This window comes from Pantoea allii (assembly GCF_046529425.1).
GTDB lineage: Bacteria > Pseudomonadota > Gammaproteobacteria > Enterobacterales > Enterobacteriaceae > Pantoea > Pantoea allii.
In genome coordinates, this window is the sequence record NZ_CP125958.1 from 3,659,412 (window position 1) to 3,679,933 (window position 20,522).

Annotated in this window: 22 protein-coding genes and 1 tRNA gene; 16 read left to right on the forward strand and 7 right to left on the reverse strand. The window is 50.1% G+C overall.

Translation table 11 applies throughout. The features are described 5' to 3' along the window. Nucleotides 1-91 precede the first annotated feature (91 nt). Nucleotides 92-1,003, reverse strand: coding sequence for a LysR substrate-binding domain-containing protein (locus QNH99_RS17355; RefSeq protein WP_063878519.1), 912 nt, complete (start codon nucleotides 1,001-1,003; stop codon nucleotides 92-94). A gap of 423 nt (nucleotides 1,004-1,426) precedes the next feature. Here QNH99_RS17355 and QNH99_RS17360 point away from each other — a divergent pair, with 423 nt between their 5' ends. From QNH99_RS17360 to QNH99_RS17375, 4 genes are read left to right on the forward strand one after another with little or no spacing between them, the layout of a single operon-like run. Further along, nucleotides 1,427-2,950: an amino acid ABC transporter permease/ATP-binding protein gene (locus tag QNH99_RS17360; protein ID WP_410517683.1), complete on the forward strand. Its 1,524-nt coding sequence runs from the start codon at nucleotides 1,427-1,429 to the stop codon at nucleotides 2,948-2,950. A gap of 27 nt (nucleotides 2,951-2,977) precedes the next feature. Continuing rightward, a complete protein-coding gene (locus QNH99_RS17365; protein WP_096011038.1) occupies nucleotides 2,978-3,850 on the forward strand; it encodes a phytanoyl-CoA dioxygenase family protein in 873 nt (290 codons plus the stop codon). Between the two features lie 28 nt (nucleotides 3,851-3,878). Continuing rightward, on the forward strand, nucleotides 3,879-4,691 hold the full coding sequence (locus QNH99_RS17370) for an ABC transporter substrate-binding protein (RefSeq protein WP_063878517.1): 813 nt from the start codon (nucleotides 3,879-3,881) through the stop codon (nucleotides 4,689-4,691). 43 nt (nucleotides 4,692-4,734) lie between these two features. Beyond that, nucleotides 4,735-5,466, forward strand: a complete 732-nt coding sequence (locus tag QNH99_RS17375) for a class II aldolase and adducin N-terminal domain-containing protein (protein ID WP_172897232.1) — start codon at nucleotides 4,735-4,737, stop codon at nucleotides 5,464-5,466. A gap of 100 nt (nucleotides 5,467-5,566) precedes the next feature. Here QNH99_RS17375 and puuE read toward each other — a convergent pair whose 3' ends face one another. Genes puuE through QNH99_RS17390 form a run of 3 tightly spaced genes read right to left on the reverse strand, consistent with a single transcriptional unit; the run spans nucleotide 5,567 to nucleotide 8,011 of the window. Then, nucleotides 5,567-6,526: an allantoinase PuuE gene (gene puuE, locus QNH99_RS17380; RefSeq protein WP_063878515.1), complete on the reverse strand. Its 960-nt coding sequence runs from the start codon at nucleotides 6,524-6,526 to the stop codon at nucleotides 5,567-5,569. A 34-nt stretch (nucleotides 6,527-6,560) separates the two neighbouring features. Further along, the gene (hpxA, locus tag QNH99_RS17385; RefSeq protein WP_410516980.1) at nucleotides 6,561-7,292 is read right to left on the reverse strand and encodes an allantoin racemase; all 732 of its coding nucleotides are present in this window, start codon (nucleotides 7,290-7,292) and stop codon (nucleotides 6,561-6,563) included. Beyond that, complete coding sequence (locus tag QNH99_RS17390) at nucleotides 7,289-8,011, reverse strand: GntR family transcriptional regulator (protein WP_096011041.1); 723 nt, start codon at nucleotides 8,009-8,011, stop codon at nucleotides 7,289-7,291. Before QNH99_RS17390 ends, hpxA begins: the two co-directional genes overlap by 4 nt. Before the next feature lie 141 nt (nucleotides 8,012-8,152). Here QNH99_RS17390 and QNH99_RS17395 point away from each other — a divergent pair, with 141 nt between their 5' ends. The 9 genes from QNH99_RS17395 to QNH99_RS17435 all read left to right on the forward strand — a co-directional run bounded on the left by QNH99_RS17395 (nucleotide 8,153) and on the right by QNH99_RS17435 (nucleotide 15,842). Further along, the gene (locus tag QNH99_RS17395) at nucleotides 8,153-9,652 is read left to right on the forward strand and encodes an NCS1 family nucleobase:cation symporter-1 (protein WP_410516981.1); all 1,500 of its coding nucleotides are present in this window, start codon (nucleotides 8,153-8,155) and stop codon (nucleotides 9,650-9,652) included. Nucleotides 9,653-10,155: 503 nt separating this feature from the next. Further along, nucleotides 10,156-10,704: a PTS glucitol/sorbitol transporter subunit IIC gene (locus QNH99_RS17400; RefSeq protein ID WP_013024730.1), complete on the forward strand. Its 549-nt coding sequence runs from the start codon at nucleotides 10,156-10,158 to the stop codon at nucleotides 10,702-10,704. A 17-nt stretch (nucleotides 10,705-10,721) separates the two neighbouring features. Further along, nucleotides 10,722-11,738, forward strand: coding sequence for a PTS glucitol/sorbitol transporter subunit IIB (locus QNH99_RS17405; protein WP_145393672.1), 1,017 nt, complete (start codon nucleotides 10,722-10,724; stop codon nucleotides 11,736-11,738). A gap of 24 nt (nucleotides 11,739-11,762) precedes the next feature. Beyond that, the gene (locus QNH99_RS17410; RefSeq protein WP_063878510.1) at nucleotides 11,763-12,122 is read left to right on the forward strand and encodes a PTS glucitol/sorbitol transporter subunit IIA; all 360 of its coding nucleotides are present in this window, start codon (nucleotides 11,763-11,765) and stop codon (nucleotides 12,120-12,122) included. A 9-nt stretch (nucleotides 12,123-12,131) separates the two neighbouring features. Next, nucleotides 12,132-12,911, forward strand: coding sequence for a sorbitol-6-phosphate dehydrogenase (gene srlD / locus QNH99_RS17415; RefSeq protein WP_096011042.1), 780 nt, complete (start codon nucleotides 12,132-12,134; stop codon nucleotides 12,909-12,911). A 42-nt stretch (nucleotides 12,912-12,953) separates the two neighbouring features. Then, a complete protein-coding gene (locus QNH99_RS17420) occupies nucleotides 12,954-13,319 on the forward strand; it encodes a transcriptional regulator GutM (protein ID WP_410516982.1) in 366 nt (121 codons plus the stop codon). Nucleotides 13,320-13,401: 82 nt separating this feature from the next. Continuing rightward, entirely contained in the window at nucleotides 13,402-14,175 is a 774-nt protein-coding gene (locus QNH99_RS17425; protein ID WP_063878507.1) for a glucitol operon DNA-binding transcriptional repressor SrlR, read from the forward strand. Beyond that, on the forward strand, nucleotides 14,168-15,127 hold the full coding sequence (locus QNH99_RS17430) for a KpsF/GutQ family sugar-phosphate isomerase (protein WP_283356270.1): 960 nt from the start codon (nucleotides 14,168-14,170) through the stop codon (nucleotides 15,125-15,127). Before QNH99_RS17425 ends, QNH99_RS17430 begins: the two co-directional genes overlap by 8 nt. A 46-nt stretch (nucleotides 15,128-15,173) precedes the next feature. Beyond that, nucleotides 15,174-15,842: a transaldolase family protein gene (locus QNH99_RS17435; protein WP_410516983.1), complete on the forward strand. Its 669-nt coding sequence runs from the start codon at nucleotides 15,174-15,176 to the stop codon at nucleotides 15,840-15,842. A 174-nt stretch (nucleotides 15,843-16,016) separates the two neighbouring features. Here QNH99_RS17435 and QNH99_RS17440 read toward each other — a convergent pair. Further along, nucleotides 16,017-16,093: transfer RNA gene (locus tag QNH99_RS17440), tRNA-Asp, on the reverse strand. A gap of 134 nt (nucleotides 16,094-16,227) precedes the next feature. Beyond that, nucleotides 16,228-16,959: a DNA polymerase III subunit epsilon gene (gene dnaQ / locus QNH99_RS17445; protein ID WP_096011045.1), complete on the reverse strand. Its 732-nt coding sequence runs from the start codon at nucleotides 16,957-16,959 to the stop codon at nucleotides 16,228-16,230. A gap of 53 nt (nucleotides 16,960-17,012) precedes the next feature. Here dnaQ and rnhA point away from each other — a divergent pair, with 53 nt between their 5' ends. Continuing rightward, nucleotides 17,013-17,480, forward strand: a complete 468-nt coding sequence (rnhA, locus tag QNH99_RS17450) for a ribonuclease HI (protein WP_096011046.1) — start codon at nucleotides 17,013-17,015, stop codon at nucleotides 17,478-17,480. Here the strand turns inward: rnhA and QNH99_RS17455 are convergent. After that, nucleotides 17,465-18,199, reverse strand: a complete 735-nt coding sequence (locus QNH99_RS17455; RefSeq protein ID WP_410516984.1) for a class I SAM-dependent methyltransferase — start codon at nucleotides 18,197-18,199, stop codon at nucleotides 17,465-17,467. The genes rnhA and QNH99_RS17455 overlap by 16 nt on opposite strands. 41 nt (nucleotides 18,200-18,240) lie before the next feature. Here QNH99_RS17455 and gloB point away from each other — a divergent pair, with 41 nt between their 5' ends. Both gloB and mltD read left to right on the forward strand, forming a co-directional pair. After that, complete coding sequence (gloB, locus tag QNH99_RS17460; RefSeq protein ID WP_283350309.1) at nucleotides 18,241-18,996, forward strand: hydroxyacylglutathione hydrolase; 756 nt, start codon at nucleotides 18,241-18,243, stop codon at nucleotides 18,994-18,996. Nucleotides 18,997-19,071: 75 nt separating this feature from the next. Continuing rightward, nucleotides 19,072-20,448, forward strand: a complete 1,377-nt coding sequence (gene mltD / locus QNH99_RS17465; protein WP_063878500.1) for a murein transglycosylase D — start codon at nucleotides 19,072-19,074, stop codon at nucleotides 20,446-20,448. The last annotated feature ends 74 nt before the right edge of the window (nucleotides 20,449-20,522 follow it).

Consider the following 20,522-nt stretch of genomic DNA (forward strand, 5'->3'; position numbering starts at 1 on the left):
TCAACGAATAAACCGTAAAATTTATCGATGACTTCCGCCATAAATACATTTCATTTTCTTACCGAATAGCAGGCGATATGCGCGGTCTTTTTCAGGTCGTTGGTCCCAGGGCACTATTCTGGCAATAGTCCATAAAAAGTTTTGTCGGACGCGTGGGTTCATTATGACTTAACCAGGCCATGATTAACGTAGAGGCTTCCATATCATCCTCAATATCAATCTGCGCAAGTTTTTTACCGTCATACGTCATATCCGTGTAAGGTCGGGTGACCAGTACTGAAAAGCCTAACCCCTGCCCCACCATGCAACGCACCATTTCAATTGAGGGCGAACTGTAGGCAACCTGCGGATGATAACCTTTGCTTTTGAAAATGTTGATGAAGTAATTCCTGCTGGGGACAGCATCCAGCAAAATCATCGGTTCCTGACTCAGCTCACGCAACGTGACGAGGGATTGTTGTGCCAGCGGATGGTTTACCGGTAAGAGTGCATAGGGTTTATGCGGGGCGTTCAGCGCCGCTTTTTGTATCGTGTTGTCCAGTTCAAGATCGTACAGAAAAGCCAGGTCAAAACGTCCACGATGGAGTCCGTGCATCAGTTCATGCTGCTCGCCATCGTAAAGTTCAATGGTGATATCCGGATAGTGTTTTTTAAATCCGGCAATCAGTTTTGGCATGTACAGAGGCGCGGCAGATTCAAAGCAACCCACCGTAATCGTTCCCGAAATCAGTGTGTTATCTGCCCGTGAATTTTGCTCAAACTCGTGTGTCAGGCGTAACAGTTCTTGGGCTTTTTCATAAAAACGACGGCCTCCGGGCGTCAGGGAAACCCCCTGGGCATGATGGCGAATCAACAGTTGCTGATCGAAGGCGTCCTCCAGATTTTTAATCGAGACAGAGATGGAGGGCTGGGCGATATGCAACTGACGCGAGGCTTCAGCAATGCTTTCCGTCTCTACCACGGCGACGAAATATCGGAGCTGTTTAAGTGTAAAGCGACTCATAGCGTTACCTCTTTTTTTTATGGTCAGCGAGAAGCACTGCTTCGTTTTGGACTAAGCACTGGTGCAAATGCTGTGCCACAACATGCTCAGTCGACCTGAGCGCCTTTCTTTCAAAAATATCGCCAGCCTGTTTTTTTATCTTCGACAGATCGCGAACGTCAAAAAAAGAAATTGCACCAATAACTCTCACGTTGCGTCCTAATGATCAGCGCGCTGCCCTAAATAAGCGCAAAAATGAAAGCAATACGCTAATTATTACCCTGTGACATTCAAAATACGCCGTTTAAAAGTGAGAGTAGAGTTGGATAGTTTTTTTAAAATCAGAACCAAAGAAATTACTAATTGCTATCGTTCCCATCATGCCGCCATAGTGAATTACAGAATGAAATGATTAACCCTTTTCTGTTTAATGCGAGCAAGCCCATGACATTTAACTGGAACTATATGTTCAGTCTGTTTAGCGACGCTAATTTCTGGCTGGCGACATGGACCGTCATCAAACTGAGCCTGCTGACCTGGGGAATGAGCATTATCGCGGGATTTATCCTGGCGCTGGCCAAGCAGTCGCGTCATCCCTTATTGACGCTACCCGCCCGCTTTTATATCTGGCTCTTTCGCAGCCTGCCGTTACTGGTGCTGCTGATCTTTGTTTATAACCTTCCTCAGGCACTGCCCGCCACGTCGACGGTATTGAGCGATCCCTTCTGGGCCGGGTTTATTGCGCTGACCATTTGTGAGAGTGCCTACATCGCGGAGATCCACCGTGGTGGGCTGCTGTCGATTCCTAAGGGCCAGAGCGAGGCCGCCCGGGCATTGGGATTGCGCTATGCCGGTATTCAGTGGCGCATTATTATCCCGCAGGCCTTGCGTGTGGCGTTACCGGCGCTGGCAAATGAATACATCGCAATCGTGAAGCTGACGTCGCTGGTCTCTGTTATCTCGCTCACCGAAATTTTGATGGTCGGCCAACGGCTTTATTCGCAAAACTTTCTGGTCATGGAAACCATGGCTGCCGTGGCCTTCTATTACGTGCTGATCGTGACCGTCTTTGACTTCCTGTTAAAACAGCTGGAACGCTATCTGGACGTGACGCAGCGTCAACCGTCCGGCAAACCCGATGCGCACCTGTTTGAACTTGCACAATGCGCTGCGGTGAATCCTGTACGCCAGGCGCTGCACACCGGCGGGCCAGCGTTGCAGGCAATGCGTCTTCATAAGGCTTACAACAATGTTGAAGTGCTGGGTGCCGTTAACCTGCAGATTCATCCTGGTGAGGTGGTTTCCGTGATCGGGCCTTCAGGCTCAGGAAAAACGACGCTGATTCGCCTGCTTAATGGTCTGGAGCAGATCGATAACGGCGAAATCCGTATTAACGGAAAACCCTTTATTCATCTCAGTCAGCAGGGAGAACAACGAAAGCCACGCTTCATTGAGCATAAGGAACACCGCCTCAATATTGGGATGGTCTTTCAGAGCTTTAATTTGTTCAGCCACCTCAGCGTCATGGATAACCTGCTGCTGGCACCACGCTATCACAAGCTTGCGCCCACACAGACCTTAAAGCAGCAGGCGGCTGCACTGCTTTTCAAGGTCGGGATGCTCGAACATGCGTGGAAATACCCTCATCAGCTCTCCGGGGGGCAGCAGCAACGCGTCGCTATTGCACGCGCCTTGATGATGCGCCCCCAAATCATGTTGTTCGACGAACCGACGTCAGCGCTCGACCCTGAAAAAGTGAATGAAGTGCTTCAGGTCATTGAAGCCCTGGCAAGCGAAGGCATCACCATGGTGATCGTGACCCATGAGATGAACTTCGCCTTCAAAGTCTCTGATCGAATTGTCTTTATGGAAAAAGGCCGCGTCGTGTGTGACGACGCGCCACAAGCGCTACGCGATGGCCAGCATCCGCGCGTGGAAGCTTTTCTGAAGGATGTCTCGCTGGCGTAACGATGTATTAATCACGAGGGCACGACCATGATTGAACAATGGCAGATAGATCAGTATCACCAGCAAGGATTTCTGGTAGTTGAACATGTCCTGACAAGCGATGAAATCGCAGCGCTGCAACACGATTTTGATCAGTGGGTTGAGGAAAGCCGCAGCCAGAGTACGCCCTGGGGCGATACGCAGGACGGCCGTCCGCGTTTCGACATTGAGAGCGATCACAGTGCCGATCACCCTTCATTACGCCGTGTGAGCTCACCGAACGACATCTCTGCCGCCTACCGCCATGCGGCCCTGCAGTCACGTATGGCGCATATTGCCGGGCAATTAATTGGTGGCAGCGGCACACGCTATCATCACAGTAAGATCAACTCGAAGCTGCCCCATACCGCAACCAAAGTGGAGTGGCACCAGGATTTTCTGTTCACCCCGCACAGTAACGACGATATTGTGACCGCGCTGCTGATGGTCAGTGAGGTCACGCCGGAAAATGGCCCGTTAAACGTGGTGCCGGGCAGCCATCAGGGGCCACTTTATTCACACTGGCAGGACGGACGCTTTACCGGTGCTGTCGATTCTGCGGTGGTGAAAGAAGAATGTCAGCAGCCTACTGCCTGCTTTGGGCCTTCCGGTTCCGTGTGTTTTATGCATACACGGCTGCTGCACGCCTCCAGCCCCAATGAAACCGCCTGGCCGCGCACACTGTTTATCGCCGTGTACGCGGCGGAAGATGCGCTGCCATTCGGTGAAAACCCGTTACCCAGTCCGGATGCCGGAACGCTGGTCTATGGTCACGAGAGCGGCCTGGTCCGCAGCACCGCAAATGAACTTCGCCTGCCGCAGAAACCGCGTGGCGCCTCGTTCTTTGTTCAGCAGGCCGGTCAAGATCTTGCCAACGTCTGATAGCGCCTAACATAGAGAGATAATAACGATGAAAACATGTGTATTAAGTCTGCTTGCTGCAGGCGCTGTACTGGCGTCATTTAACGCCTCAGCTTTTTTACAACCAGGTAAAATCATCGCCGGATCGGATATGACCTTCTTTCCATATGAATATATGAAGGATAACAAGCCCGCCGGCTTCGACATTGAGTTTCTTGATGGCCTGGCAAAAGTGATGGGCCGTCAGGCCGTGAATATTGATACCCGCTTTCCTAACCTGATTACCGGCTTGCAGAGTAACCGGTTCGATATCACTAACTCGTCAATGTATATCACCGCCGACCGCATGAAGGTGATCGATATGATTCCCTATCTGAAGAGCGGTGAAGCTATTCTGTCGCTGAAGGGCAGTGATTATCAGCCCAAAACGCCCGAAGCATTCTGCGGTCATAAAATTGGCTCGATGGGCGCCACCTCCTGGTTACAGCAGTTACATAAACTGTCTGACGATTACTGTGTGAAAAACGGTAAGCCGCCTATCGCGATCAGCGAATATGCTACCGATCCGCAGACGACGCAGGCGATGCTCTCCCATGCAGTCGAAGCGCAGATCACCGATGCCGCGGTCGCGCGTGGCGTCGTTCAAAAGCTGGGCAACCGCATTCAGATTTCCTCCACAACGCTCATCTACCCGGTGTTAAACGGGTTCGGCGTGAAGAAGGACAATACAGAAGTGAAACAGGCCCTGGTCGCCGCGCTGGAAACCTACCGTAAAACGCCAGAGTATGCCGCGCTGCTGAAAAAATACCATTTTGAAGCGCCGACAGCAGACGATCTCAAAACCTTGATGCCACAGCCTTAATCTCAAACGCGTGCCGGGCACGCGTTCATTTTCAGGAGGTAATATGGCACTTTCTTTCGAAGAACAAACGCGTATCGATTTGGCTGCGGCCTTCCGCATTATTGCCCATCTCGGCATGCATGAGGCGGTAGCGAATCATTTCAGTGCCGCTGTCTCGCCGGATGGTAAGCAGTTTCTGATGAACCCAAAGTGGAAACACTTTTCACGCCTTCGTGCCAGCGATCTGCTGCTGCTCAATGCAGAGGACCCATCCTGTGCAGACCAGGAGGATGTTGATGCCACCGCCTGGTCTATCCATGGGCAAATTCATCAGCGACTGCCAGAAACGCGCGTCGTGATGCATCTGCATCCGGTTTACACCACCAGCGTCGCCTGTCTGGCACAGCCACACATTCCGCCGGTTGATCAAAACAGTGCGCGCTACTTTAACCGTCTCGCGGTGGATACGTTATACGGCGGCATGGCCGATACCAAAGAGGAAGGCGCACGACTGGCCAGCCTGTTGACCGATAAACGCCGTCTGTTAATGGGGAATCACGGTGTCATGGTGACCGCCCAGACGATTGGCGAGGCCTTTGATGACATCTGGACGCTGGAGCGCGCCTGCCAGATTTTGGTCACCGCCTGGTCTACCGGGCAACCTTTAAAAGTGTTGAGTGATGAAGTCGCGGAAAAAACCGCCCGCGACTGGGAAAGCATTCCCGACTTCTCTCTGCGTCATTTCGAAGAGATGAAGCAACTGATGATTGAGGCCGATCCCACCCTGTGTGACTGAGTGGTTGCGTGCGCAGTTGTCTCGCGGGCAACAATGCCAGAAACAGCGGCAGCGCGTGCCGGCGCTCTTTTGCCGTCACGCGCTTACCGCCCGGAGGAGGTTACGCCTCTGGCGCGGGGTGCGTTTTCTTCCAGTGATCGGCAATCTGCTGCCGGGTACAGATCCACACCTCTTTATGCTGTTGGATATGATCAAGAAAATTTTGCAACGCGCGAAATTTGCCCGGACGGCCCAACAGGCGACAGTGCATCCCAACCGACATCATTTTGGGTGAGGTTTCGCCCTCTTCATACAGCACGTCAAACGTGTCACGCAAATAGGTAAAGAACTGCTCCGCGGTGTTGAATCCCTGTGGCGAGGCAAATCGCATATCGTTGCATTCCAGAGTGTAAGGAATGATCAGATGCGGTTTCACCGTGCCGTCCTGGCAGGTCACCTGGGTCCAGAACGGCAGATCGTCACCGTAGTAGTCACTGTCGTAGCTAAATCCACCCTGCTCAACCACTAAACGGCGCGTATTGGGGCTGTCACGGCCGGTGTACCAGCCCGTCGGTGCTTTGCCAAACAGATCGGACAAGACATCTACCGCCTGCTGCATATGCTGGCGTTCGGTTTTGGCATCCATGCCCTGGTAATGAATCCAGCGCCAGCCATGACTGACCACGTCGTAATTGGCCTGTTTTATCGCGTCAACGATTTCCGGATGACGCGCCAGCGCCATCGCCACACCAAAAACGGTGAGGGGCAAACCCCGTTTCTGAAATTCGTTATGAATACGCCAAAAACCGGCACGGGAACCGTACTCGTACAGCGATTCCATCGACATATGCCGATCGGGATAGCTGGCGGCACCGATAATGTCAGACAGGAACTGCTCTGAACCTGTGTCGCCATGTAATACGCTGTTCTCGGCCCCTTCCTCGTAGTTAAGTACAAACTGCACCGCGACACGGGCCTTCTTCGGCCAGGCCGCATGAGGAGGATTCGCGCCATAACCGATCAAATCGCGCGGGTAATTTTTATTGAAGCTGTAGGTTTTCTTATCCTGGCTTTCAGTCATAACGTGCATCCTGTCGGTGAACGGGAACATCTGCTTAGTTTAGGTGCTGAAAGGCACCAGAGAGTGGTTTATGTAAAGGATAAGCCAAATCGCCCTGTTTGCTGGTGCCAAACCCTAGCGCCACCAGCGATTCCACCATTTTTACTGCTGCACTCACGCCATCGATCACCGGCATCCCCAGCTCCTGGGTGAGCGACGCCGCCAGCGTTGCCATACCGCCGCAGCCTAAAACAATCGCACCACTGCCGTCTTCCTGCTTCGCCTTGAGGCAACGCTGACGCACTTTCTCCTGTGCCAGCCCGCTTCCATCTTCTAATGCCAGCACCGGCAAATCGATGGCATGTAAGCCTGCACAATGATGAGTAAAGCCATACTGCTGGAGCAAATGACGGGCGATCACCAACGTTCGGGGCAAAGTGGTGACAATGGAGAAGCGCGTCGCCAGTAAGGTTGCGGTGTGCATGGCCGCTTCCGCAATACCAATCACCGGCCCGCTGGCCAGTTCGCGTGCCGCAAGCAACCCCGGATCGCCGAAGCAGGCAATGACGTGGCCACTTACGCCCTGCGCTTTGCCGAGCTTAATCTGTTCCAGCACGCCAATCGCCGCGATCGCTTCGTCGAAATGCCCTTCAATGGAAGGCACGCCCTGTGTAGGACAGACGGCCAGAATTTCCGTGCCGGGCGCTGCCACCGCGCGCGCCGCCTGACCGATGGTTTCCGTCATCGCCTGGCTGGTATTGGGATTAATTACCTGAATCAGGCTCATGATAAGGCTCCTTTATGACCCGAAAATAACCGGGTGAAATCCGGCAACGTTTCGCCCCCGCGTTCAAAGTGCAGGCTGGAAACAATATGTTCAAAGTGGTGCTGCATCGAGGTGGTTAGCGGTACTAACGCCTTATCTCGTAAACGTTTTAACAGTTGCTCATGATCATCACAGCGGCAACCGCGCTGCCAGGGAGCGCCCCAGGCGGCAATGACCAGGGAAGATCGTTGGGTCAGTCGCGTAACGAGATCGGTTAACACCTGATTGCCGGAAATAGCCTGCAGCTGGATATGAAACGCCGCCGACAGACGAATTGCCGCAGGGCCATCATGCTGTTCGATGGCCGCCTTTTCCTGCTCAACCAGCGCAGCCAACGCGGCAAGGTGAGGTGCCTGCATATGTTCCAGTACGGCAGGAAGGTTGGCGCATTCGAGTAGACTGCGGGTTCGGAAAATGTCACGCGCTTCCTCCACTCCGGGCGTCGCGACATGTGCACCACGTTTGGGCGTAAGCGTCACCATTTGCACCGCAGCAAGGCGCTGCAACACTTTCCGAATGCCTGTGCGGCTGACACCGAATACGTCTGAAAGCGCCTCTTCCGGTAATTTACTTCCGGGTGGCAACTGATGTTCGACAATGGCGTTCATCAACGCCTGATAGATAGGCTCATCTTTATCATGCAGATCGGCCGCCGTTCTCTGGCCTGTTTCACTCTTCATTACCCGCTCCGGTAAACATCTTTGCGTAACTTATCGTATACGTCAAAAATAAATATTGTATACAAAAATCAAATTTGGCCTGGATCCTGCAACGTTTACACATAGGGTCATTTATTCATGTCTTTGAGAGGAGCAGGTTTCATGCCAAATCATTCAACGGTGGGTAACACATCGGCCTCTGAAGCCGAAGCAGCGTACAGTCCAAGGCTATGTAATGCAGACCTGGCGCCCACCCGCAATCAAAACTGGTCGTGGTACAACATCTTTTCGTTTTGGATGTCGGACGTACACAGCATGGGTGGATATGTGGTAGCGGCAAGCTTCTTTACGCTCGGGCTGGCCAGTTGGCAGGTGCTGCTGTGTCTGCTGGCAGGGATCTGTATCGTGCAGCTTTGCGCCAACCTGGTGGCTAAGCCGAGTCAAATGGCGGGCGTGCCTTATGCGGTTATTTGCCGTCAGGCATTTGGTGTCTTTGGCGCCAATATTCCGGCGGTGATTCGCGGATTGATTGCTTTCGCCTGGTACGGCATTCAGACCTGGCTGGCGGCCAATGCGCTGATGTTGGTGCTGTTAAAGTTTTATCCTGCGCTCGAAAGTCTGACACACAGCCACTGGCTTGGCCTGTCTCAGTTGGGATGGTGCTGCTTTGGGGTGATGTGGATTCTCCAGGCCATGGTGTTCTGGCACGGCATGAGCGCGATCAAACGCTTTATTGATATTGCCGGTCCTGCAGTTTACGTGGTGATGCTGGCATTGGCCGGCTGGATTGTATACAAAACAGGTTTCGACGGTATTTCGTTTACGCTTGCCAGCAAACAACTGACGGCAGGTGAACAGACCTGGCAAATGATTACCGCCACGGCGCTGGTTGTCTCTTACTTCTCAGGTCCGCTGCTGAATTTTGGCGATTTCTCGCGTTACAGCAAAAGCATGGGCGACATTCGTCGGGGTAATCGCTGGGGGCTGCCGTTCAACTTTCTGCTGTTCTCCATCGTTACCGTGGTGATTGTCTCCGGCACACAGTCGCTGTTTGGTAAAATGATCACCGATCCAATCGAAACCGTCAGCATGGTGGGGAGTGATTTAGCCGTGGCAATTGGCCTGTTGACGATGATTACCGCCACGATTGGTATCAACATTGTTGCGAACTTTGTGTCACCCGCTTTCGATTTTTCAAACTGCTCACCGCAGAAAATTAGCTTCCGTACAGGTGGAATGATTGCGGCAGTAGGTTCGGTGCTGTTAACGCCCTGGAATCTTTTCCAGTCGCCGGAACTGATTCACTACACGCTGGATGTGTTGGGCTCTTTTATCGGCCCACTGTTTGGCATTTTATTAGCGGATTTTTATCTGATTAAAGGCGGCCGCGTTTATGTTGATGACCTGTTCGATGACACGCCAAAAGGGCGCTACTGGTATCGCGGTGGATTTAATCCAAAAGCCATTGGTGCATTATTGCCTGCGGTCGCAATCTGCCTGGTGATCAGTTTTATCCCTGCCCTGCATCAGGTGGCCAACTTTAGCTGGTTTATCGGTGTGGCGCTGGCTGCCGGTGGCTACTGGATGGTGGCACGCGAAAAGCAGACCGTTGAGAAAGATCGCCCAATGGCTTCTGGTGCGGCGGTGATGCAGAAGGAATAGCGGCCTGTCCACAAGCCCTGTGGCTGTACAGTAACCCCATAAAACGACTCTACGTAGAGTCGTTTTTCGTTGGGCCGCAGACCACCGGACTGCATTGATGAGGAATGATTTTGACTGGTTTTTCTATTCAGCATTGAGTGCCCTATCCTGCATCCGCGTATCAACACGCTATCTTGATGCATATCAGCCTTCCCTCTTTCGTAGAAACGCTCCGCGTTCGCATTGATCCTGTCTTTGCCAGCTGAAACTCAGTAGGTATAAAAAACTTAAAAATCATAAGTATAAACCTTTACAGAGTCAGCTAACCCTGTCGCAACGGCAAATAAAGAATGCGATGCCCCAGTAAAAAAGATTCAGTTCAAAACAAAAAATAGTTCAAATTGAAAGTTAAATAATTTATTTGTGATCTATATAAAATATTTACCCCTTCAAAACGATTATATTTTTTTCGAGTTAAGGCGTAGCAAGCGCGAAAATCCAGGCAACCTTAAAGGAGTGGCAACATGATTGATGCAATCACCTTTGGTGCGGAATGGTTTATTGGACTGTTCCAGAAAGGAGGTGAAGTTTTTGTCGGCATGGTGACAGGAATTTTACCTTTGTTAATTAGTTTATTAGTCGTAATGAACGCGTTGATCAGATTCGTAGGGCAGCATCGAATTGAGCGACTGGCACAAAAATGTGCGGGCAACCCTGTTTCACGCTATCTGCTTTTACCGCTTATCGGCACCTTCGTTTTTTGTAACCCTATGACACTCAGCCTGGGGCGATTTATGCCCGAAAAATACAAGCCAGGATACTACGCGGCCTCTTCGTACAGTTGCCATTCCATGAATGGATTATTTCCTCATGTTAATCCAGGCGAACTTTTTGTTTATTTAGGCGTTGCCAGCGGCCTGACAACCTTAGGTTTGCCCTTAGGTCCCCTTGCTGTTAGCTATTTTCTGGTTGGACTTTTTACTAATTTTTTTCGGGGCTGGATTACCGATCTCACCACCAGCCTGTTTGAAAAAAAGATGGGCATTAAGCTCGACAAAAACGTTCAGCTTTAATAAAGGCGGAAAATAAAATGACGACACAAATCCGTATCGAAAAAGGAAGCAGTGGCTGGGGCGGCCCTTTACAACTTGATATAACACCTGGGAAAAAAATTGTTTACATCACAGCAGGCACCCGACCGTCAATTGTGGACAGGCTCAGCGAAATCACCGGTTGGGAAGCCGTAGATGGTTTTAAACAAGGTGAACCACCCGCTGATGAGATTGGCCTGGCAATCATCGATTGTGGTGGCACGCTACGTTGTGGTCTTTATCCCAAACGAGGTATTCCCACTGTGAATATCCATGCCACGGGGAAATCCGGACCGCTGGCGCAATATATTCTGGAGAACATTTATGTCTCTGGCGTTAAGCCTGAGAATATAAGCATCGTCAATGAAGAGCAGCATGACAGTAAAGAGCAGGTAAACGAGCATGACGCAAAGTTTGCTGCCCTGGCACCGTGTGATTCAACTACGGGTAAAGATTACGATCCGAGTAAAAAAATCACCGAGCAAAGCGACGGTTTACTGGCAAAAATCGGCACGGGAATGGGGACCATCGTTGCCGAATTTTTCCAGGCCGGCCGCGATACAATCGATACCGTACTCAAGACTATTCTCCCTTTTATGGCATTCGTTGCTGCCATCATTGGAATCATCATGGCCTCAGGTTTGGGGGATATGATTGCCCACGGGCTGACCCCACTAGCCACCAATCCGCTTGGATTAATCACGTTGGCGTTAATTTGTTCGTTCCCGCTACTGTCGCCGTTCTTAGGACCGGGGGCGGTGATTGCCCAGGTTATCGGTGTACTTATTGGCGTTCAGATCGGGCTGGGTAATATTCCACCCCATCTTGCCCTGCCTGCCCTGTTTGCCATCAATGCACAAGCTGCTGCGGATTTTATTCCTGTCGGTTTATCGCTGGCGGAGGCGAAACAGGACACCGTGCGCGTGGGGGTTCCTTCTGTACTGGTAGGCCGTTTTCTGACCGGTGCACCGACTGTGCTGATTGCCTGGGCCGTCTCTGCTTTTATTTATCACTGAACGTTAACCTTCTGGAGAAAAGTCATGACGCACTTTGAAACTGAAATAATCAAAGTTGGAATAAATGCCCACGATGCGCTGCTTGAAAACATGATGATTTTATTTCGGGAAGGCGCACCAGCCGATATTCAGGATTATTGCTTTATTCATCAGCATGGCATGCTGATGGGGCATCCTGTAACGGGTTCAACCCTACAGCTGGGAGAAAGGTGTTATCCAGTGACCGCTATCGGTGAGGTCGCGATTGAGAACCTACGCGAGCTGGGACATATCACCGTCGTTTTCGATGGGCAGTCAATAGCGCAATTACCTGGCTCAATCCATGTCAGTGGAAAAGCGCCCGAAAGGATCACCCCTGAAACATCCGTCAAACTCTTTGCTTAGGAGCCTGTTATGTCTGAAGTTGCTGTTGTAATCGGTGGAGGGCAAACGCTGGGTGCGTTTCTGGCGAAAGGATTGGCCGAAGCGGGCTACCGCGTTGCCGTAGCAGATTTGAAGGGTGAAAACGCCAGAAAAGTTGCCTCAGAAATTAACGCCGAATATGGCGCTGATCTGGCCGTGGGGTTTGAGGTTGATGCAACAGATGAGAAAAGTGTTATTGAGCTTGCTGGCAATATCGATACGATCTTTAAACAGGTCAATGTGATGATTTATAGTGCCGGCATGGCAAAAGCCTCCTTCGTCACTGATTTTGCATTAAAAGATTTTGAAGTATCTTTGCAGGTCAATCTCGTAGGCTATTTTCTTTGCGCGCGTGAATTTGCCAGGCTGATGATTCGCGATAATATTCCAGGCCGCATTATTCAGATTAATTCAAAGTCGGGTAAAACAGGCAGTAAACATAATTCGGGCTATAGTGCTGCTAAATTTGGCGGGGTAGGATTAACACAGTCCCTGGCACTTGATTTAGCGGATTATGGCATCACGGTACATTCACTGATGCTGGGTAATTTGCTCAAGTCGCCGATGTTTCAATCTCTGCTCCCCCAGTATGCAAAAAAATTGGGCATCTCGCCCGACGAAGTTGAAGCCAGTTATATTGCGAAAGTGCCACTCAAACGCGGATGCGAGTATCAGGATGTCCTGAATGTCTTGTTGTTTTATGCCAGTGATAAATCCTCGTATTGCACTGGACAGTCTATCAACATCACGGGCGGTCAGGTGATGTTCTGATCGACCCGATCATGATTAGCTGGCATCGCTCAGGAGAAGAAGATGAGTAGCGGGATAATTGCTGTAGCACTTTTAGCATGGCTGGCACATACGCTGTTTGGCTGGTATCAGCTACGAAGCTTTAACCGCATGTTAGATGGCTTATTTCAGCAAGGCAGAGTCGGAATTGGGCGTTCAGCATCTACCCGCTTCAATGTTGAACCACGCGTTATTATCGCACTCGCTGTAGATACAAAAGGACGAATCATATCGGCTGTCATTATGAAAGGTTTCACCGTTTTAGCCCGTCCACGCGCGCTACCTTTGTTAAATGGCTGTTATCTTAATGATATAGATGCGAAAAAAATTTTTCCTGAGCGTGAAACGTGTCAAAAAGCCTTACTTTCCGCCATATCAATGAAAGAGTAATGTGTTAAATTGAAAGCAGGATGAAAATTACAGCACTGCTTTAATTTTGATAAAAAAACACCTTTCAGATAAGGCTTTACCAATGAAACCGCGACAAAGACAGGAAGCCATCCTTGCCTATCTACAAAAAAATGGCAAAACCACAATTAGCGATCTGATCGAACATTTTAAAGCAACAGGCACCACTATTCGTAAAGATTTGACCGAGATGGAGAAGCGCAGTGAGGTTATTCGTATTCACGGTGGCGTCATTCTGAGCCATGAAGAAGGCGATCAACCTATCGACCATAAAACACATATTAACAGTGACAGGAAAAGGCGCATTGCTGAATCGGCCGTACAACTGGTTAACGATGGTGATTCGCTGATCCTTGATACCGGCAGCACAGTGCTCCAAATGGTCAGGCATCTGAAGCCGTTCAATAACATTACTGTTATGACAAACAGCCTACACATTGTGAATGCGCTGATGGAATTAGACGGCGATCAGACCATTTTAATGCCTGGCGGAACGTTAAGAAAAAAATCAGCTTCATTTCATGGAGGGCTTGCCGAGTCAGCATTCCGCTCTTTTAACTTTGATAAGTTATTTATTGGCGCCGATGGCATTGATTTGGATATGGGGATCACCACCTTTAATGAAGTTCATGCCGTCAGCACATCGATGTGCGCGGCGGCTGACAAGATTATTGTGTTAGCTGACTCATCCAAGTTTGGTCGCAAAAGTCCGAATGTTGTTTGCAGCCTGGATAAGGTTGATACCATTATCACGGATGCCGGTATTACTGCTCATTACCTTCAACAATTAGCGGATAAAAAAATCAACGTCATTGTCGCAGGAGGTGATGATGAATAATCCAGAAGTGCTGCTGGACTATGCCAGAGAGGCGCTTTCGCTTGAAATTACCGAAGCTCAGAATCTGTTTAATAGTTTAAATGGTGAGTTTATAAAGGCGTGTAAATTGATTCTTCAATGCAAGGGCAAAACCATTGTTTCTGGGATCGGTAAATCAGGTCATATTGGTAAAAAAATAGCCGCCTCGCTGGCCAGCACAGGTACACCGGCTTTTTTTGTGCATCCCGCCGAGGCCTTGCATGGCGATCTTGGTATGATTACGTCTCATGACGTATTTATCTTTATCTCTAATTCGGGCAGGGCCGCTGAACTGCAGATAATTATTCCTGCACTGCGGGCACTCCAGGTACCCATTATTGCGATAACCAACGTTACCAGTTCCTTTCTGGCACAACAGGCCGACTGCGTTTTACACCTTGCTGTCAATCGTGAAGCCTGCCCGATGGGGCTTGCTCCCACGTCAAGCGCCGTGAATACCCTGTTAATCGGCGATGCCCTGGCGATGGCACTGATGCGTTCACGCGATTTCAACGAAGAGCAATTTGCCCGTTCCCACCCCGGCGGCAGCTTAGGTGCAGGCTTACTTAATTCGGTTACGCAGCTCATGCGAAAAGGTAGCCGCATTCCTCGCGTCAATAAAAACGCCTCCGTTTTAGATGCGATGGAAGAACTTACCCGCACCGGTATGGGAATTGTTATTGCCTGCGATGATAACAATGATATTGAGGGTATTTTTACTGATGGCGACCTGCGTCGTGCCTTATTGGCAGGTAAAAAGCTGGACGATCAACTTGAGCCACTCCTGACACGTCCCGGTTATAAACTGGCCGAGCACCTCAGCGTTGCAGCGGCTACGCAGAAATTATATGACCGACGCATTAGCGCGGCACCGGTGGTCAACCAACAAGGTAAGTTAGTCGGGGCCATCAATATCTATGATTTGCATAAATGACATTCATTAGCGAGTGACTGAAACACCAGAATACCTGAGAGGGAATATGGAATTATATATCGATAGTGCAGATACGTTTGCTATTCGCGAGATGGTAAAAATTTTACCCGTCAATGGCGTTACCACCAACCCTTCGCTGGTTGCTAAATCTGGCGTCGAACTGACGCACTTAATCAGTGACATCCGGACTATTTTGGGTGAGGAGAAACTTATCTTTGCTCAGGTTTTAGCAAGCGATACACCAAATATTATTCGCGAAGCGCAGTATCTGCATGAAATGTGCGCCAATATGGTCGTAAAAATACCCGTCAATCGTGCAGGGCTGGCCGCAATGACTCAATTGAAACAGCGTAACATTCCAACGTTAGGTACTGCGGTTTATTCCACCTCACAGGCGATGTTAGCGGCCTTCGCAGGCGCTGATTATATTGCGCCCTATTTTAATCGCATGGAAAATAACAATATTAATGCAAAGCAGGTCATTTCAGATATTCAGCGGTTTATTCAACTGCACAAGATGGATTGCAAAATACTCGCTGCCAGCTTTAAAAACACCACTCAGGTGGCAGACTGTCTGCTGGCGGGAGCGGCGGCTGTCACATTGCCTGTCGATGTTATGTGTGAAATGTTTAACTCACCTCTGGCAAAGCACGCCATTGATGATTTCAGCCATGACTGGAATCAGGCATTTAACCGTCAGCAGTTGATTATTTAGTTCTGCGAACGCGTTAATAGTGCATAAGCGAGAGCAAGGTTTTGCTGCGGGCACAGCATCTTCTGTTTGGCAGCATTAACGCTTTGGACGAGTGAGTAAAGGGGGGAATGCTTCGTGCTTTTAGTCGCTAAAAAGCAAAAACGCCATGCTGATAACCAGCATGGCGTCAAAATTTGGCGGAACGGACGGGGCTCGAACCCGCGACCCCCTGCGTGACAGGCAGGTATTCTAACCAACTGAACTACCGCTCCGCGCTTTGTTCCCCGTCGGGAACGAGGCGCATATTAATCACAACGTCTTTACGCGTCAACGCTTTTCCCCGCGTAACATTCCGTTTGCTGCTATTTTCGCCCCAATGTTGATTTTACACACAAAACGTTGGCTTTCAGACGCGCCACAGGCAGTTGCCGCCCTTCTTCATAATCAAATCTAAGCGTGACTCGTGTTCGTTAACTTCATCCGCGCTGGCGGTGACGACACGCAAGCCTGAACTGGGACGAACGATACGCTGAATGCCCTCGCTCTGCTGCTGGCGCGCTCGCTCCTCTTCCGACGAGAACGACAACGACGTCTGCCCACCGGTCATCGTTAAGAAGACTTCAGCCAGAATCTCGGCATCAAGCAGTGCGCCGTGCAGCGTACGCTTGCTGTTATCTATTTCATAGCGCGAACACAGCGCATCAAGGCTGTTACGCTTGCCAGGAAACATGCGGCGCGCCATCGCCAGGCTGTCGGTTATCTTGCAGAAGGTTTCGGTTTTTTCAATGCCGCGCTGAAGCTTGCCAAACTCGTAATCCATAAAGCCGATATCAAACGACGCGTTATGAATAACGAGTTCCGCCCCGCGGATGTAGTCGAGAAACTCATCGGCAATATCGCTGAACGATGGTTTATCCAGCAGGAATTCATCGGCGATACCGTGAACGCCAAACGCTTCAGGATCGACCAGCCGGTCAGGCTTCAGATACATATGGAAGTTGTTCCCCGTCAGACGACGGTTAACCACTTCAACAGCACCAATCTCGATGATGCGGTGACCTTCATAATGCACCCCGATCATATTCATACCGGTGGTTTCAGTATCGAGAACAATTTGACGGTTATTTGCAGTGCTCATAGGGCTCGTTTTATGTCAGACTTGGCGTTTTGTCAGAAGGAAGTCTACCAGAGATGCGTAAACAGGTAGAGATTTTCACCGATGGATCTTGTCTCGGCAACCCAGGTCCGGGTGGTTATGGCGCAATTTTGCGTTACGGAGAGCATGAAAAAACCTTCAGTGCGGGTTATCGCCTGACGACCAACAATCGTATGGAGTTGATGGCGGCCATTGTTTCACTGGAAGCCCTGAAACAGCCCTGTGATGTGGTGTTGAGTACCGACAGTCAGTATGTGCGCCAGGGCATTACGCAATGGATACATAACTGGAAGAAGCGTGGCTGGAAAACCGCCGAAAAGAAGCCCGTTAAAAACGTCGATTTATGGCAACGGCTTGATACTGCGCTCAGCACTCATACGATTCAGTGGGAATGGGTTAAAGGCCATGCGGGCCATCCCGAAAATGAACGCTGTGATGAACTGGCGCGCAGTGCGGCTAACAATCCGGCCTTTGATGATATTGGCTATCAGCCCGAATCCTGATCGTTAGCCTGCCGAAACTGGCGCGTCGCATTGACGGTCTGGGGTAATTGCCTTTTGCTCAGACTCATCCGCGTCTTCGTGGGCGTGAGCGGAAAACTTCGTTTACGCGCCACGACAATGTTCAGGCAGCCTAACGCGGGTAAATGAGCGCTGATCATTTTCCCCCCCTGCCGATGCCAGGGTAACACCTGGAAACGCGTGCGGAAAACCACTTCGTAATTCAGCAAGCCCAGCCAGTCCAGTAAACGCATCTGACTAAACATGCGGCTGCTCCAGGGCGCTTTACGATGAATGCCCGGCACCATCTTACTGATCCCCAGCAAACTGAACGGATTGAAGCCGCTGATGATCATCCAGCCATCATCGATTAGCACACGATCGACTTCCCGTAATATCCGATGGGGGTCCTGACTCCATGACAACGTATGTGCCAGTAAGCAGGCATCAACCGATTTTGACTCAAACGGCAGTTGTGCGGGATTGGCTAGTACCTGTAACTGTTCTCCCTCAGTGCCAACACTGACCTGATGTGAGATAGCGCAATTTTCCGTGTTGATTTCTGCGCTGAGGTTGCCAAGCTTAAGCATATGAAAGCCGTACAGCTTTCCAAGGTAAGGCTGAAGTTGCTGTGTCAGTGCATCGCGGAAGTAGACTCCCCATGGCATGTCGCGCCATGAGAGTGGCGCGTTCAGGATTTGGCGTGTTTTAGCGGACTTCATGCTTTACCATTTTCCTTTTTTACGGCCAGCGAGAGGGTTTTATGAATCTTACCAGTATTCCTGCATTACAAGATAACTACATCTGGACGTTAACAGATGACAAGGGAAAATGCCTGATTGTTGATCCTGGTGAAGCCCAGCCGGTGCTGGAGAAGATTCACGCGAACGGCTGGCAGCCCGAAGCCATTCTGTTAACCCATCACCATAATGACCACGTCGGCGGCGTTAAAACCTTGTGTGAACACTTCCCCGACATTGTGGTTTACGGTCCACAGGAAACGGCGGACAAAGGCGCAAAAAACCTTGTTAGTGAAGGGGATAAGTTTGACATTTTGGGTCTGTCATTCGAGGTCATCGCTACCCCGGGGCACACTTTAGGACATATCTCATATTACAGTTCGCCTTATCTTTTTTGTGGGGACACGATGTTTTCAGGCGGCTGCGGAAGGTTATTCGAAGGTACGCCAGAACAAATGTATGAATCTTTTCAAAAGCTTAATAAGCTTCCAGGAGAGACTCTGGTGTGCTGCGCACATGAGTATACTTTATCCAATCTGAAGTTTGCTGCTGCAATTTTACCCCACGACCCGCAAATAACGGCTGAATACCACAAAATTAAGGACTTACGGGCCGAAAACCGTATTACTTTACCTACAAAACTGGCCCACGAGCGCGTAATAAATTTATTTCTCAGAACGCAAGATCCTGATTTACAACGTGCTTTAGACCTTGATTCAGAGGTTGGGCCGGTATGGCAGACATTTGCCGTTCTACGCGAGAAGAAAGACCGTTTTTGATTTTTCAGGTTGTGTTGTGAAGCACCGTCACGTATAGTTGCTCGTCTTTTAAGCGAACGAACTATTGACACACATATGAAGGCTAAAGCGATATTACTCGCCTCGGTCTTGCTGGTAGGATGTCAGGCATCACGGAATGACGCCAATATCCCCGAACAGCATGCACAGAGTCTGTCTTCAGCTGGTCAAAGTGAAAATGGAAAATACGGTGATCGACTTTTATCGCCGCGATGGCAGGAAGATGGAACTGGCCTCGCAGAAGATAGTGATCTCTGGAGTTTCATTAGTGACGAGTTGAAGATGGGGATTCCGGAAAACCCGCGAATCCGCGAACAAAAATTAAAATTTTTAAAAAATAAGAGCTATCTCCACGATGTAACATTACGGGCAGAGCCGTACATGTACTGGATAGTCGAGCAGATTAAGAAACGTAAGATGCCGATGGAACTGGTACTGCTACCCATAGTGGAGAGCGCTTTTGATCCTCATGCAACCTCGTCTGCAAATGCCGCTGGCATCTGGCAGATTGTGGGAAGTACGGGTCGAAACTATGGTTTAAAACAGAACCGTTATTACGATGGTCGTCGCGACGTTGTCGCCTCAACCAAGGTTGCGCTGGATATGATGCAGCGTCTCAACACCATGTTCGGCGGTGACTGGCTTCTGACAGTTGCTGCTTATAACAGTGGTGAAGGACGTGTGCTAAAAGCGATTAAACAGAACAAGGCGCGCGGCAAACCCACCGACTTCTGGCATCTTTCGCTTCCACGTGAAACCACGGTTTATGTCCCGAAAATGTTGGCCTTGAGCGAACTTCTCAAGAACAACAAGCGTTACGGAATTAAACTGCCGACGCCTAATGAAAACCGCGCATTAGCACGTGTTGAAGTAGGCCAGCAGATTAAACTGACGCAGGCCGCAGAAATGGCTGGTATGCCGCTCAATAAGTTAAAGAGCTTTAATACCGGATACAAAGGCGGCGCAACAGCACCAAATGGGCCACATTACATTATGGTGCCGAAGTCTAACGTCGCACAATTGCGTGATTCACTGGCTTCCGGTGATATCTCCGCAGTACAGCCGACCCAACTGGCGAAAGCCAGTGGCGATGGCGGTTACAAAGTGCGAAATGGCGATACCCTGTCGGGAATTGCGAATAAGTTAGGCGTCAGTGTTGCAACACTGAAACAGCAAAACAATCTGCGCAGTGCCAGTATTCGTCCAGGTCAGGTACTGACTGTCGGATCGAATGGCACCAGCCTGGCAGATAATGGCAACAGCATCACCTATCGCGTTCGTAAAGGTGATTCTCTTGACAGTATCGCCCGTCGTCACGGCGTAAACATTAAAGACGTGATGCGCTGGAACAGTGTTGTGAGTAACGCTAAAGATATTCAGCCTGGCGATGAGTTAACGTTGTTCGTGAAGAATAACGCAACGCCAGATACCTGATACATTGAAAAGGCTGACATTTGTCAGCCTTTTTTCTTATTCGATTCTGCAGCAATCTGCCTGACCTCGCGCTT

What these genes read in the sequence shown, in the direction of transcription:
- QNH99_RS17355 (WP_063878519.1), bottom strand. Translation starts at nt 1,003, where the DNA reads ATGAGTCGCTTTACACTTAAACAGCTCCGATATTTCGTCGCCGTGGTA.
- QNH99_RS17360 (WP_410517683.1), top strand. Translation starts at nt 1,427, where the DNA reads ATGACATTTAACTGGAACTATATGTTCAGTCTGTTTAGCGACGCTAAT.
- QNH99_RS17365 (WP_096011038.1), top strand. Translation starts at nt 2,978, where the DNA reads ATGATTGAACAATGGCAGATAGATCAGTATCACCAGCAAGGATTTCTG.
- QNH99_RS17370 (WP_063878517.1), top strand. Translation starts at nt 3,879, where the DNA reads ATGAAAACATGTGTATTAAGTCTGCTTGCTGCAGGCGCTGTACTGGCG.
- QNH99_RS17375 (WP_172897232.1), top strand. Translation starts at nt 4,735, where the DNA reads ATGGCACTTTCTTTCGAAGAACAAACGCGTATCGATTTGGCTGCGGCC.
- puuE (WP_063878515.1), bottom strand. Translation starts at nt 6,526, where the DNA reads ATGACTGAAAGCCAGGATAAGAAAACCTACAGCTTCAATAAAAATTAC.
- hpxA (WP_410516980.1), bottom strand. Translation starts at nt 7,292, where the DNA reads ATGAGCCTGATTCAGGTAATTAATCCCAATACCAGCCAGGCGATGACG.
- QNH99_RS17390 (WP_096011041.1), bottom strand. Translation starts at nt 8,011, where the DNA reads ATGAAGAGTGAAACAGGCCAGAGAACGGCGGCCGATCTGCATGATAAA.
- QNH99_RS17395 (WP_410516981.1), top strand. Translation starts at nt 8,153, where the DNA reads ATGCCAAATCATTCAACGGTGGGTAACACATCGGCCTCTGAAGCCGAA.
- QNH99_RS17400 (WP_013024730.1), top strand. Translation starts at nt 10,156, where the DNA reads ATGATTGATGCAATCACCTTTGGTGCGGAATGGTTTATTGGACTGTTC.
- QNH99_RS17405 (WP_145393672.1), top strand. Translation starts at nt 10,722, where the DNA reads ATGACGACACAAATCCGTATCGAAAAAGGAAGCAGTGGCTGGGGCGGC.
- QNH99_RS17410 (WP_063878510.1), top strand. Translation starts at nt 11,763, where the DNA reads ATGACGCACTTTGAAACTGAAATAATCAAAGTTGGAATAAATGCCCAC.
- srlD (WP_096011042.1), top strand. Translation starts at nt 12,132, where the DNA reads ATGTCTGAAGTTGCTGTTGTAATCGGTGGAGGGCAAACGCTGGGTGCG.
- QNH99_RS17420 (WP_410516982.1), top strand. Translation starts at nt 12,954, where the DNA reads ATGAGTAGCGGGATAATTGCTGTAGCACTTTTAGCATGGCTGGCACAT.
- QNH99_RS17425 (WP_063878507.1), top strand. Translation starts at nt 13,402, where the DNA reads ATGAAACCGCGACAAAGACAGGAAGCCATCCTTGCCTATCTACAAAAA.
- QNH99_RS17430 (WP_283356270.1), top strand. Translation starts at nt 14,168, where the DNA reads ATGAATAATCCAGAAGTGCTGCTGGACTATGCCAGAGAGGCGCTTTCG.
- QNH99_RS17435 (WP_410516983.1), top strand. Translation starts at nt 15,174, where the DNA reads ATGGAATTATATATCGATAGTGCAGATACGTTTGCTATTCGCGAGATG.
- dnaQ (WP_096011045.1), bottom strand. Translation starts at nt 16,959, where the DNA reads ATGAGCACTGCAAATAACCGTCAAATTGTTCTCGATACTGAAACCACC.
- rnhA (WP_096011046.1), top strand. Translation starts at nt 17,013, where the DNA reads ATGCGTAAACAGGTAGAGATTTTCACCGATGGATCTTGTCTCGGCAAC.
- QNH99_RS17455 (WP_410516984.1), bottom strand. Translation starts at nt 18,199, where the DNA reads ATGAAGTCCGCTAAAACACGCCAAATCCTGAACGCGCCACTCTCATGG.
- gloB (WP_283350309.1), top strand. Translation starts at nt 18,241, where the DNA reads ATGAATCTTACCAGTATTCCTGCATTACAAGATAACTACATCTGGACG.
- mltD (WP_063878500.1), top strand. Translation starts at nt 19,072, where the DNA reads ATGAAGGCTAAAGCGATATTACTCGCCTCGGTCTTGCTGGTAGGATGT.